Raw genomic sequence first — 13,172 nt, forward strand, 5'->3', positions numbered from 1 at the left:
TGAGCACTGGCGTCACGTCCAGCGTTGAAGTGCTGCTACCGCATTCCTAGCAAGTTCTTCAACGTCGTCATAATCCTCTCGAGACAGGGTGATTTGCCCAACGGCTGCGGCTTGCTCAATGTCATTCAAAGCTTTGGTCAGCTGTGTAGCACCGATATTGCCGCACATAGACTTCAGGGCGTGGGCGTGTTGTCTTAGCACTTCGGTGTCGTCGGTATTTACCGACGAGCGAAGATCGGCCAGGCTGATGGGCAATTGCGCATTGAAAGATGCGATGACCTTTGCGAGCAGTGCGACACCTGCAGAGCCTGGATTGATGGCCAATATCGATTCTATAACGTTCTCGTCAATGGGGCCTTGAGCGGCGGAATGCTCTGATGCGACGCCCTTAACGTTTTCATTACTGACTTTATGTGTCAGCGTTGCACTAATTCGGTTCTCTAGCTGGGTAACGTTGAAAGGTTTGGTCATGAATTCATCCATGCCTGAATTCAATGCCTGCTCGTATTCCTCAGCGCGGGCAGCTGCAGTGAGCGCTATGATGGGTGTCCTAGGGTAGTCTCTCTCAGATTCTATTTCACGAATCAGCTTGGTGGCCTCAAAACCATCCATCACTGGCATTTGGCAATCCATGAGTACCAGGTCGAACCGGTGGCGCCTAAAAAGTGTGACTGCCTCCAGTCCATTTTCGGCAAGGCTCGACTGAAGACCCATAGATTTCAGAATTTCCTGCACTAAGATCTGGTTAACTTTATTGTCCTCAACAACCAGCACGTCGGCATTGATTTGCAAGGCGGGGACGGCTGCCACGGTTTGCGGCGATTTACTCGACAGCGCCTCCTCGAGGTTGCTTGTGGTAATGGGCCTGTGCAAGCCAATCCAGTGTTGGGAATGTAGACGTGGTGACAAGCTTTTTATTGAGGTGGCAAGAATTCGTTTAGCGGAATTCAGGTGCAGTTCAATATCGTCAAGTTCGCTGGGGTTCAGAAGTTGATCGATGATCAGCGCGTCACAGGAGACCTTATCAATGGCCTCAATACTGTTGATGGCAATGGTACGGTAGCCAATCAAAGCAGCATGCGCGGCTGTACTCGCTCTGAGGACCTCATCGTCTGTGAGTAGGCCGATAGTACCGCGATTCAGCGTTGGTCTAGCCTCCGCAATCTCTAAAGGGATGGTGACCAGAACTCGGGTGCCTACGCCCGACTCCGGGGTGTCAATCGATAAAGCCCCCCCCAAAACTTCAGCGAAATTTCGGCAAATAGTTAGCCCGAGTCCCGTCCCGCCATATTGCCTAGTGGTACTGGTATCAGCCTGAGTAAACTTTTCGAATACGCGAGCCCGGGCATCATCAGGTATGCCCTCTCCGGTGTCGTCAACCACCATTCGAATATCCCCGGAGGGCTCAACCCCTACAGCAACAACAATGCGGCCCGATTCGGTAAACTTGATCGCATTACCGACTAGGTTTGTAATGATTTGGCGTATCTTTTGCGGGTCGCCTCGGTAGCTTCCGGCCAGAGAAGTATCGGGAATGAAATCTAGTTTTAGCCCCTTTCTTTGAGCCGGTTCACCCTGCAGGTAGCAAACTTCATCAATCACGCTGATGAGGTCAAATTCAACCGATTCAATATCCATTCGGTCGGCTTCAATTTTGGCTAAGTCCAAAATCTCGCTAATAAGATGCAGTAGGGTTTTTCCAGAGTTAAGTGCTGCTCGAGCGAAGCGACTTTGCTGTGGTGTTGTATCTGTTTTTAGTAAAAGCTCATTCATTCCTATAATGCCGTGCAAAGGCGTTCTAATTTCATGGCTCATCACGGCTAAAAATTCTGATTTGGCAACATTGGCAGCTTCAGCGGCTTGCTTCGCTTCCTCAAGATCTATGGTTCTCTCGCTCACTTGAAAAGCCAGTTCTTTTTCCCTTTCCTTGACTCGGTCTAGAGACTTCCTCATGGACCAAATTATCGCGAACACAACAGTAAGCAAGGTCATATAAAATGCAAATGCAGCGTATGTTGTTTGCCACCAAGCTGGATAAACAGTGATTGGCATCTTAAGCGCATCATAATTCCAGTCCCCTAGAACGCCTTTTGCTGCAATCTCTAGCACGTACTCGCCCGCGTCTAGGTCGGTGAGTGTGACCGTGCGTTCTTCTTTTCGATTAATCCAGTTGTCAATAAAACCAAGAATTCTATATTGATACTGTATGACTTCAGGTGCTACGTATTCGGATCCAAAAAACTCGATATCGGCTATTTTTTCATCGCTGCCTAGAGTGAGGGTGTAGTTAGATAAATCATTAGGAAACTCCCTGTAGTCACCCATTACACTTATTGATGAGAGTCCGACTTTGACTGGTCTTTCTTCTTGATCTGCTGCTGAAGCATCCACTGCGACAACACCCCTGAAACCACCGAAATAAATTACGCCTCTTGGAGTACTAAAAGACGACCCAACTAGAAACTCACCATTATTTGCCCCAAATTTGTTTGTGTAGTGGCGGACTTTTAGCGTCTCAGGATTGAATCTTGTCAGTCCTTCGTTGTGGGAGAGCCAATATTGTCCGGTTGCATCCATATGAATACCCATCACCGCATTGCTGGGCAAATTCAAAGCTCTCGATTTATTGGTGACTGAGTTAATCTCTCCTTTGCTATTGCGATCGGCCTTGATCAGCCCGTATCGGAGAGTTCCAACCCACAAGGAGTTGTTTGGTCCGTGCTGAACTTCAATCGTACCTAGGTTCGTAAGATTACTTTCGTCACCCAATGCTAGTGAAGCAAAAGAAGTGTTTTGATAATTGGTTAAGTCACTGTCGAGCTTTGCTATGCCATTCTCATTAGCGACTAGTACTCCATTATCTTTGTCATTAAGTAGCGCGAATACTCGATCGCTTATATTGGAACCTTCAATGCTTCTAAAAGTTCTTGCTACACTGCCATTGGGTTTAACAACGCTTAGCCCTCCGCCGTAAGTTCCAACAATAATGTCGCCATTGTGAGCTCTTCCTAGTGAAGTAATGGCATTGCTATGAAGTCCATCATCACTGGTGGGGTCGTATGGTACTCTGGAGATTGATGTCGTCTCTCTGTCATATCGATAAAGGCCTCCCTCAAAGGTTCCAATCCAAACAACAGCCTCATCTGCAAGTACGGTGGTTGCTACATCATCGGCCATTAGCGAATTGGTTGATGAGTTAATGTGTAAAAAGTTTTGGTTTCCTGGTTGTTGAAATGACACCCCGGTATCAGTCGCCAGCCACAAAGTTCCATCGCTAGATACGAATACTCCATTGACCGTGTTGCTCAATATATTGGAATTATTTCGGCTGATGGGCGTCACAATACTTGCCCTAGCCTGAACAAGCCCATTGATAAAGCCGATCCAAAAAGTTGAGTCGTCACTTTTATAAATGCTGTAGACCTGAGTGTCTGATAACCCCTCATTAAAATCCGAATAATTCCGGAAAGTTCGACCCCCGTCGAGTGTGATACTCAATCCTTTGCCGGTACCGATCCATGTTGCATCGTCATCATGAAAGACTGCAGAGATACTGTTTGAGGGAAGGTCTAAAGCATCGTTGCCCGCACTGATTCGTCTTATTGCACCATCTACTAGACTAATTATTAAGATGCCCTGATCCAACGTGGCAAGCCAAATTTCGTTGTTCTGAAGGCTTATCGTGTAGGCCGCCATGGTGGCGATGTCGACACTAATTGGTAATCGAGAGAACTCTAACTCGCCCGCACTCCACTTTAGACGATAGATGCCATGTCCTGAGATTAAGGCAAAAATACCCGAGTCTGAGACGATGATATCTAGAACTTGGGCGTTTAGGTTGAATTGGTTGGCGGGTAGATTGAAGTAGAAAAATTGATCTGTTTCGGCTCTAAAAACACCAATTGCGCCGGTCATCCCTAGCCATACCGGCCCGTTTTCTGACAATTCAAAGGCATGTATGTCTAGTTTTTTCTTTTGTAAGGCTGCTGGTATCACAAACTCTTTTTTAGTGCGGTCAAATCTTGTGAGTGTGGCCGTCGTGGCTATCCACAAGGTCCCATCAGAGGCCTCTTTTGTTCCTAACAAGCCACCGGCTGGCAGCCCGTTTTCCTCAACAAACAAAGAAAGATACTTTTCAACACGCCGTCCGTCGTAGGCATTGAGGCCCTCCTGGGTCGAGAGCCAAATAGCACCGGTTGAGTCCTGATAGGTGTCCGTGACGATGCGCTGGCTTAGCTGGCTGGTTACCGCAGAAGGCCAAAATACCAAATTAGGGCCTTCCGATGATGAAGCAAGAGCGCTGCAACTCCATAAAATGGCTAAGGCTAATATTGCAGTTAGAATTTTCATCTTTCTGACCCTAAGCTGAGCATGGGGCAGGTGTAAAGAATAAAAAAATCCCAAGCACTGAGGGGCTTGGGATTTTGGTCAACTTGTAGTTTGGGAATCGTTGCTTGCGCTTGCGCACCCTTGTGAAAAGTACGATTTTGTTAGCGAATTATCCATCTTGACGCTTTTTGATCTGCGTCATTGCGAATGATCCATCGAGAGGCAGATTGATCTGCGTCATTACGGATAATCCACCGAGAGGCCGACTGATCTGCGTCGTTGCGAATAATCCACCGAGAGGCCGCCTGATCTGCGTCGTTACGAATAATCCATCGAGAGGCAGCCTGACCTGCGTCGTTGCGTATGTTCCACCGAGAAGCAGTTTGATCGGCATCGTTACGGATGATCCATCGAGAGGCCGCCTGATCTGCGTCGTTACGAATTATCCAACGAGAGGCGGTCTGATTAACCTCTTCCACAGCGCTTACCGCAGCAGTATGTTCGGAACTTTCCATGCTGGGGTGTGTCGCCCATCTGAAACCCGAGCGCCGGTTGTCTGCCGGTAAATTTACCGCTGGACCCACGTCGTGGCTGGTTTCAGCCCAGCGAAATCCATTGTGCGGCGTGTCTGCGGCAACACCGGCAGCGACATTGCTTATTGCAGTGACGGCCCCGCGGAGATCGTCGTCCGCATAGGCCGTGCCAGCTGTTAACATCAGTGCTGTAGTGCACCTTGCGATGGTCTTAATCACTATCATGTCTATAACCTCCTAACAGGTCTGACGCTTCTTTTATTCAGTCGCTCGCTCAGAGCAAAATGTGAACTGGTTCTCAGATATTACGAAGCTGCGGTGTGTGTAAACACCGTGGGAATAACCCAAATGGGGTAGTGAATAAGGGCAATGGGCGAGGGTTTGCTTGCGGTACTTTTATTTTGAGGGAGGAACCCCTAACCGCTTAAGTTTTTGCTGTTCGTCTCGGTAGACCGCGGCCCAATTGAATGGCACGTCTGGTTGTTGAGGTGATTCAGTCGTTGGGTCGAGCCGCTCAAGATGTGCTGCAACCCCCCAGCGGCGGTCGGTGCTCACGCCCAACGCGGGGGGATTTTTTTCCACCATCAGAGGCATATTGGGTAAGGAGGGTGTTCCGTCTTCAAGCCGTTCTGCGGGTCCGTACAAGCGCTCTGTGCCTGCTAAAGCGGCGCTTATATTCAGGTTTTTTTGTTCGCAGTTGGTTTCACCTAATGTCAGGGCGCGGGAGCCGCTTACTCGTCCTGCACCTTGAATGAAGGGGCTGTAGGCAAGCTTTCCGGCTCGGCTCAAGGCGGGTTGAGCGCTAGTGACGAGCAAGCACTTGACGTCATCGTTAGTGAGTTCGGGTTTGATTTCGAGCAGCAGTGCAATCAGTCCCGAGACAACCGCAGCGGCTTGAGAACTGCCTGTGGCCACATACTCCCCAGAGGATAAAAAGTAGTTGGGGTTTTCAATTGCCAAAGAAGAATCAGGAGGAATCAGACCACTGATGTGACCACCGGGAGCGATAAGGTCAGGCTTGATCAGGCCCTCGAATGTTGGGCCACGGGACGAAAAGTTTGGAATATAGTCGTCGCGCCCGTCACCGGGTGTCCATGAATCAGTGATGGCGCCAACGGTAATAACGTAGGGATTGTTGCCGGGCGAGCCTATTGTGCTCCAGTCTGGACCGTCGTTCCCTGCTGCAACGACAACTGCAATGCCCGCTTCCCATGCTTTCATTACCGCTTGGTTCATGGGGTCTGCCCAATATTCACTACGTGGCGTAGCGGTCAGCGACAGGTTAAGTACTCGAATATTAAATCGTGCTTGATTAGCGGTTACCCACTGAATACCTCGAATGATATCCATGAAGTCGCCATCCCCGCGAGGTGAGATCGCAGTGACGGGTATGAGCACTGCGTTGGGGGCTAGTCCTTGATATTGCAGGGGCTCTCGATTGGCAACGCGTCGACTGCTGGCAATGATACTGGCCATATGTGATCCATGACCTCCAGCATCGTGCAGTTCTAAATCGATGCGATCCCCAATAGCATCATAATGGGTAGCAATGCGACGTTCGCCGAAGGCGTTGTGGGTCAGTGCCGGTATATCCCAAAGTCCGGAATCAATGATGGCAACACCAACGCCCAACCCGGTTAGCCCTGCTTCGGCCAATAGTGTTGCTCCGGCTTCTTTTGAAAAGTAAAAGTCTTGCTGTTTGCCGGCATAGGCCGGAATAAGCTGAGTTTCACAGTCATCAAGACCTAGGGAAATTTCAAAGTCATTTTGCGTTAGTGATTTTGATGGCTTTGAGAATTGCATTGCAACCAGTGACGAGCCGGAAGGCAGCATGTGGTTCAGCTGTAGCGGTGCCCCCGATATAATTTTGACGCCTTGGTTTGCAGGCGTCCCTGCCATCTCTGTGCTCACCAAAAGAGTTGCATCACCCAATGTTTGGGGCCAAGAGGCATTAATCCACTTGAGGGGTTTCGGGTTATTGGCAAAATTGAAAATCCGCCACTGCAGAGACTGAGGCGTCAACTTAACTTGTAAATCTCCAGAGACGAGGCAGTCTCTGTTGTCGGGTAGCTTCGGCGGATTAAAGTCTTCGGTAAACTTGTCGACCTCTTTTATTGTCGCTAATTCAGGAAGCTTATCAGCGCCGATAACTCCGCCAACCCCATGAACGATCGGTAGGTCGTGGGTTACCTGCCCCCCTAAATTTTCTATGGCTTGACGTAAATGTTCGGCGTTCTTTCCCTGGAGTAAGACTTGTATCGACTGGTCAGCAGTTAATGCCGTCATTTCGTCTTGGCCAGATGTGGAGGAGGACAAGATGAGTGCAAAAACGGGTAACAGGCTCCAGGAAATCTTCATTGCTGCTTCATGATTCTTCAACGCGATACATGTGGCTAAAATCCACATCCAGTATCTCAATCACCTTTGGTAAAGGTATAGGTTTTGCCAGTAGAAAGCCTTGGAGGATGTTGCAGTGATGACGGGTTAAAAAGTGCGCTTGTTCCTGAGTCTCAACACCCTCAGCCACTACGTCAAGATTCAGTGCTTCAGCCAGTGCAAGTATCGCTCGGACAATACTGTTACCACTGTCATTGCCGAGGTTTGCAACGAAGGCTTGATCTATTTTCAGCGTGTTGACAGGAAAGTCTTTTAAATAACTCAGCGATGAATAGCCGGTTCCAAAATCATCAATAGCCAGCCTGAAGCCGGCTTTTCGCAGCTCATGGAGCTTAAGCAGACTATCGTCGGCGTCAGACATAATAACGCCCTCAGTAAGCTCGAGCTCAATTTCATTATTTAATTGCAGCTCACTAAGACGAACTTTTAGGGTCTCTAAAAAGTTGGCCTGAGTAAATTGTAAGGGCGACAAATTGATGCTTATAGTGAGGTGCGACGGAAAGGCCTCTTTCAAAGACTGAATATCAGTGTCCACGCGTTTAAATATCCAATCGCCCAACTGACTGATAAGCCCACTTCCTTCGGCCAGTGGTGCAAACAGCGCCGGCGAAATGGCACCAAGCTCCGGGTGACTCCATCGCACCAAAGCTTCTACGCCAGAGATTCGGCCTGACTGGGTGTCAACCTGAGGTTGATAGACCATAAATAATTGATCAGGGCTTTCGAGCGCGTCGCGGAGATCAGCTTCCAGCCGGAGCTTTCTTTCTGCATCATCGGCCAGTGAGTCGTCATAGAACCGGTAGCGATTTCGCCCCGACAGCTTTGCTGCGCTCAGTGCGATGTTGGCTCTGCGAATGATGGCCTCTGACTCCACGCCATTTTCAGGCGCCATTGCAATGCCAACGCTCGCCGATAAAACGAGATGGTTGTCTCGAAATATCAGCGGAGCATTGAGGGCTTCCAGAATTACTGTGGCAATCGCTGTGAGCGCCTGAGTGTTCTCAATGTTGCGCACAATAATATTGAACTCATCCCCACCGGGGCGCATAAGATCAATGGTCATTTCCTTTAAATCGCTGCGGTCGATTGTCTCGTGAGAGTCGGGTCCTCGAGGTGCAAGTTCCCCCAAACGCTCTTCTAGACGTGCTGCCACTACTCTTAAGAGGCTATCGCTAAGCGCTTCACCCAAGGGATCGTGTATCCGCTTAAAATGATCCAGATCAACCATAAGCAGGCCTAGGGAGCGCTGATGAGCTACCGCCTCGTCTAAGCTTTGTGTGAGTTGGTCTACAAAGCTACGTCGATTGGGCAGAGAGGTGAGCGGATCATAGTATGCGAGTGTTCTCAGCTGTACCTGCTGTGCTTTGAGTGCAGCAAATGCCTCGGCGGCCCTCAGCATGTACTTAACGTCCCGCGACAGCAGAGCCCAATTGATAGGTTTGGTCTTGTACTGTGTTGCACCAGCCTCAAAGCCCTGATCAATAGAGCGATTGCCGTTGGCCCCTGTTGCAATGAGTATGGGAACGTTTTGTCCCTTCTCTGTTTGTCTGATGGCGTTGCAAACCGCAAAGCCATTTAAGCGAGGCATATCGACATCTAAAAAAATAAGGTCAGGCTGCTGTTGTGCAAATAACGCTAGAGCTTCTTGGCCATCAATAGCCTCAAGAACCGCCATGCCTGCCGATTCCAAGCACTCTCTCGCGAGCAGTCTTACCGTTGGGTCGTCATCGCAGACGAGAATCGTGGCAGGTGCGTCCAACGGTTTTTCGTTATCTATGGGGTCAGTTAACACAATCTCGAGCGACATTTCGGGGTGACCGAATAATAGTAGCACTGTCAGTGCTGCGGGCCACTGCAAACAACTGGAGTTGTGCTAACCTTCCACTATCAAATTTTCCCCAGTTATTAAGCAATGACCATTGCCCAATCGCAGTTGATAAAAATCCGTGAACAAGTTCAGGAGCATCTGAATCGCAATCAGCGGTCGGAGACATCTCCAGAGCGTAAAGCAGATCTAGAGGCGGCTATCCGAGCGTTGCTGCAGCGTGAAAACGCGGTGATTGTTGCTCACTATTATACCGCGCCAGAAATCCAGGCTCTTGCTGAGGCCACAGGAGGGTGTGTTTCCGACTCCCTCGAAATGGCTCGGTTCGGGCGCGATCACCCGGCAGAAACACTTATTGTGGCGGGTGTCCGATTTATGGGGGAAACCGCGAAGATACTGACACCCCATAAGCGGGTCTTAATGCCCGATATGGAAGCGACTTGTTCGCTAGATTTAGGGTGCCCAGCCGATGAGTTTGCTGCTTTTTGTGACAGCCACCCAGACCGTGAAGTGGTTGTTTATGCCAACACCTCCGCGGCGGTGAAGGCGAGGGCTGATTGGGTGGTGACCTCAAGCATTGCCTTGGATGTTGCTGAGCACCTTGCCGCTGAAAACCGGAAAATTATTTGGGCTCCCGACAGGCATTTGGGAGATTATGTCCGCCGCTCTACCGGCGCAGATATTTTGATGTGGGACGGCGCTTGCATTGTTCATGAAGAATTCAAAGCCCGTGGCATTGCAGATTTAAAGCAGGTGCACCCGGAGGCCGCAGTTTTGGTGCACCCAGAGTCTCCGGCATCCGTCATTGAAATGGCGGATCATGTGGGTTCGACGACTCAAATTATCAAGGCCGCGCAGTCAATGGAGCAAGACACTTTTATCGTTGCAACTGACCAGGGCATATTTTTCAAACTGCAGCAGGCGGCACCTGAGAAGACTTTCCTCATTGCGCCCACAGCTGGCAATGGAGCCACGTGTCGCAGTTGCGCAAATTGCCCTTGGATGGCAATGAACGACCTTGAGCGCCTTGCACTGGTGTTCGAAAGGCCAGGCAACGAGATTCAGATTGATCCGTTGCTGGGACAGGCGGCTATGCGACCTTTGGATCGTATGCTGTCGTTTGCGGAGAATCTAAACACGGGCGTGGTTGGCCGCGCTTAAAAAGCTTTAGCCTCTGTCTAGCTCTGTACGCATATCAATAATTTGCCCAATGCGGTCATTAATTTGCGCAGAAACGGTGAAATCGTTGCCCACCAGTTTTAGCGCATAGACCAATTGCCGCTGGGCGGCATCTAAATTGCCGACCAAAATGAAATATTCGGCCCGGGATTGATGCAACCCAATAATGTTGCCGCTTAGCCCCTGCACTTCAGCCAGTAAATACCATAGGCCGGGGTCATTGGCTTTTATTCGTGACTGGTCGATCAATACCTCCTCTGCCAAGTGCGATTGCTGGCTTTGCTGAAGAGCGTGGGCATAGGACATAGTTAAAGGATGATTGCCGGGGGATAGCTGCAAACGAGTTTGCAGCTTTTCGGCAGCGAGCTCTGGCTTGCCACTGGCGAGTGCGATTTCGGCATCGGCAATAATGTATTCAATGCGTTGCTCTCTGTCTGACCAAATACCATCTAGGGCAAGGGCCGCTTCCGCAGAACGCCCGGCCTTAGTCAGCGCGAGCACCAGTCCATAAATGGCGGCTTCTCGAGACTTGGGATTGCCCTCTAGCTCGTCTTTGAATTGTGCGACCGCTTCTTCGGGGGTATCGGCCAGTGAGACAGCGACGCGTGCACGCATGAGTTGATAGTCGAGGCTAACAGGGCGAATCCGTTTTGGATATTGTCGAGCGCGATTGCGCGTGTCCGCAATTCGTTTTTCCGATAAGGGGTGTGTTCGCATGAATTCGGGCATGCGGTTCGCACTGCTGTAACGTGTTGAGGCTAGCATTCGCTCAAACATTTCCGGTGCTGCATAGGGGTCCATCCCAGCGTCATACAATATGCGTAACCCCACCCTGTCGGCTTCGGCCTCGTTGGCGCGACTGTAGCGCAGCTGTTCGTCTTGCAGTGCAGCCTGCGTGGCAGTCATGGCGGCAAGGCCCGCATCAGTTCCAGCGGTCGCCGCCAGTAAAATGCCAGCAAGTAATCCCGCAATATTTATAGATGATTGGCTTTGCGCGAGCTCAACGCTGCGGGAAAAGTGTCGTTGGCTCAGGTGCGCAATTTCATGAGACATGACCGTAGCGAATTCATCTTCTGTCTGCGCATAGTTGAATAGGCCTGTATGCACGCCGATGACGCCACCGGGAACGGCAAATGCATTGATCGTTGGGTTATCAACGATGACAAATTCAAGCCTGCGATCTTGAAGCTCGCTGTAGGTCACCAAATCAAAAACCAGCGACTCCAGATAGCTATAGAGGAGCGGATCGTCGAGTGTAGGGGCCTGTCGTCGGAAGGACTTCAGCCACCACTGCCCTAAGTTGTATTCATAATCAGCAGAAAATAAGCTCGTACTCGACTCCCCGAGATTGGGAATCTTTAGCCCTTCTGTAGATTGCGCCGTCACTCCTGAGAGTGCCAGTACGCTTACGAGGCCCCATGCCGCAACGCGTGAGGAATAGCGTTTAAAGCGACAAGCGAGGTATTGTGTGAAAAATCCCATGAACGTATTTTATCCCAAGTCCCACTTGTTTGGTCGTATTGTCCAGTAAGAGTTCACAGGAAAATGCCCAATAGAGGCTATAATAGCGACCATCCGTAAGAGCAGGAAATCTCCATGTCTGACAAACTCATAGACGCTAGAGGCCAGAAGTGCCCCATGCCATTGTTAATGGCAAAGCGCGGCCTGAGAGACATGGCTCCAGGGGCGGTTCTTGAGCTACTTGCGACAGACCCGGGTTCCACGAAAGACTTTCAATCGCTGCATCGATTGGCGGGTCATGGCGTCGAGTCCCAAACGTTGGCGGACGGTAGCTTTCGTCATTGCATCACCAAGGCAGCATTATGATAAGTGTTTTCAGAAAGTGGTATGACAGATACCTCAGTGAGGAAGAGTCAGTTCTGTTGGTTGTCATCCTATTGGGAAGCCTCATTTTATTGGCAACCGTAGGATCCATTTTCACCCCTATTTTTGTTGCGGTGGTCGTTGCCTTCTTGATGCAAGGTGTCGCCAATCAGCTTTATACCTGGGGTTTATCAACTCGAATTGGTGTTTGGATTGCCACACTCATGTTTACCAGTGCTTTCTTTGCCTTCGTGTTGGGTCTGTTACCGCTAGTTTGGCGACAGCTCGTCAGCCTTGCGCGAGAAGCCCCTGCCATGGTCGACCGCGGGCGGGCCACACTATCGGTGTTGCCTGAGAAATATCCTGCGATCATTACCCAGGAGCAAATTAATCTGGCAATGAACAGTGTGCAGGGTGATTTGGCCCAGCTGGGTCAGCTTTTGGTGACAAAGGGGTTGAGCAGTATTCCTGGCTTGCTCGCGGTGATGGTCTACATGGTGCTAATACCACTGATGGTCTTTTTCTTCCTAAAGGATCGCGAGCAGATTTTAGCTTGGTTCACCTCGTTTTTACCCGCAAAGCGGCCGATGCTGAGTCGGATTTGGTCTGAAATGAACCTTCAATTTGCTAATTATGTTCGCGGCAAGGTCATAGAGATTATTTTGGTGGGGGGCGTGAGCTATGCCGCATTTGCGTTTTTAGGACTCAATTACGCGGCACTGTTGGCCCTGCTGGTAGGTCTCTCTGTCATCATTCCTTATATTGGTGCAACGCTAGTGACCATTCCAGTTGTGGCGGTGGCCTTCTTTCAATGGGGTATAGGCCCGAGCTTTTATTGGGTTTTGGGGGCTTACGGTGTCATACAATTACTCGACGGCAACGTGCTGGTGCCGTTGTTGTTTAGCGAGGCAGTGAATCTTCATCCCGTAGCAATTATTGTCGCTGTCCTGTTTTTCGGTGGAATCTGGGGTGTTTGGGGGGTGTTTTTTGCGATCCCTCTGGCCACTTTGGTGAGCGCTATTGTGAGTGCCTGGCCTACAGCGGCAAATGAACTAGCGACCTAATTTACAACCTTACCTATGTGT

The 13,172-nt window shown here is 50.1% G+C and carries 8 protein-coding genes; 3 read left to right on the plus strand and 5 right to left on the minus strand.

Translation table 11 applies throughout. The features are described 5' to 3' along the window. Nucleotides 1–12: 12 nt before the first annotated feature. From ACMAY6_RS03715 to ACMAY6_RS03730, 4 genes are all read right to left on the minus strand, one after another. Complete coding sequence (locus ACMAY6_RS03715; RefSeq protein ID WP_435214547.1) at nt 13–4,350, minus strand: ATP-binding protein; 4,338 nt, start codon at nt 4,348–4,350, stop codon at nt 13–15. A 140-nt stretch (nt 4,351–4,490) separates the two neighbouring features. Then, nucleotides 4,491–5,087, minus strand: coding sequence for a hypothetical protein (locus ACMAY6_RS03720; protein ID WP_435214549.1), 597 nt, complete (start codon nt 5,085–5,087; stop codon nt 4,491–4,493). 171 nt (nt 5,088–5,258) lie between these two features. Next, on the minus strand, nt 5,259–7,220 hold the full coding sequence (locus tag ACMAY6_RS03725) for a S8 family peptidase (protein WP_435214551.1): 1,962 nt from the start codon (nt 7,218–7,220) through the stop codon (nt 5,259–5,261). Nucleotides 7,221–7,227: 7 nt separating this feature from the next. Then, complete coding sequence (locus tag ACMAY6_RS03730) at nt 7,228–9,066, minus strand: two-component system response regulator (RefSeq protein WP_435214553.1); 1,839 nt, start codon at nt 9,064–9,066, stop codon at nt 7,228–7,230. 105 nt (nt 9,067–9,171) lie between these two features. On the opposite strand from ACMAY6_RS03730, the gene nadA reads away from it, so the two are divergent. After that, on the plus strand, nt 9,172–10,245 hold the full coding sequence (gene nadA, locus ACMAY6_RS03735; protein WP_435214555.1) for a quinolinate synthase NadA: 1,074 nt from the start codon (nt 9,172–9,174) through the stop codon (nt 10,243–10,245). A gap of 6 nt (nt 10,246–10,251) precedes the next feature. Here nadA and ACMAY6_RS03740 read toward each other — a convergent pair whose 3' ends face one another. Next, nucleotides 10,252–11,745, minus strand: a complete 1,494-nt coding sequence (locus tag ACMAY6_RS03740; protein ID WP_435214557.1) for a M48 family metalloprotease — start codon at nt 11,743–11,745, stop codon at nt 10,252–10,254. Nucleotides 11,746–11,859: 114 nt separating this feature from the next. Between ACMAY6_RS03740 and ACMAY6_RS03745 the strand changes: the two genes are divergently transcribed. After that, nucleotides 11,860–12,090, plus strand: a complete 231-nt coding sequence (locus ACMAY6_RS03745) for a sulfurtransferase TusA family protein (RefSeq protein WP_435214559.1) — start codon at nt 11,860–11,862, stop codon at nt 12,088–12,090. After that, nucleotides 12,087–13,151, plus strand: a complete 1,065-nt coding sequence (locus ACMAY6_RS03750; protein WP_435214561.1) for an AI-2E family transporter — start codon at nt 12,087–12,089, stop codon at nt 13,149–13,151. Before ACMAY6_RS03745 ends, ACMAY6_RS03750 begins: the two co-directional genes overlap by 4 nt. Nucleotides 13,152–13,172: the final 21 nt, after the last annotated feature.

Source organism: Luminiphilus sp. nBUS_16 (assembly GCF_051201645.1).
Lineage (GTDB): Bacteria > Pseudomonadota > Gammaproteobacteria > Pseudomonadales > Halieaceae > Luminiphilus.

Bases quoted from the DNA above. Each gene is read 5' to 3' on its own strand.
- nadA (WP_435214555.1), top strand. From the start codon at position 9,172: ATGACCATTGCCCAATCGCAGTTGATAAAAATCCGTGAACAAGTTCAG.
- ACMAY6_RS03715 (WP_435214547.1), bottom strand. From the start codon at position 4,350: ATGAAAATTCTAACTGCAATATTAGCCTTAGCCATTTTATGGAGTTGC.
- ACMAY6_RS03725 (WP_435214551.1), bottom strand. From the start codon at position 7,220: ATGAAGATTTCCTGGAGCCTGTTACCCGTTTTTGCACTCATCTTGTCC.
- ACMAY6_RS03720 (WP_435214549.1), bottom strand. From the start codon at position 5,087: ATGATAGTGATTAAGACCATCGCAAGGTGCACTACAGCACTGATGTTA.
- ACMAY6_RS03745 (WP_435214559.1), top strand. From the start codon at position 11,860: ATGTCTGACAAACTCATAGACGCTAGAGGCCAGAAGTGCCCCATGCCA.
- ACMAY6_RS03730 (WP_435214553.1), bottom strand. From the start codon at position 9,066: ATGTCGCTCGAGATTGTGTTAACTGACCCCATAGATAACGAAAAACCG.
- ACMAY6_RS03750 (WP_435214561.1), top strand. From the start codon at position 12,087: ATGATAAGTGTTTTCAGAAAGTGGTATGACAGATACCTCAGTGAGGAA.
- ACMAY6_RS03740 (WP_435214557.1), bottom strand. From the start codon at position 11,745: ATGGGATTTTTCACACAATACCTCGCTTGTCGCTTTAAACGCTATTCC.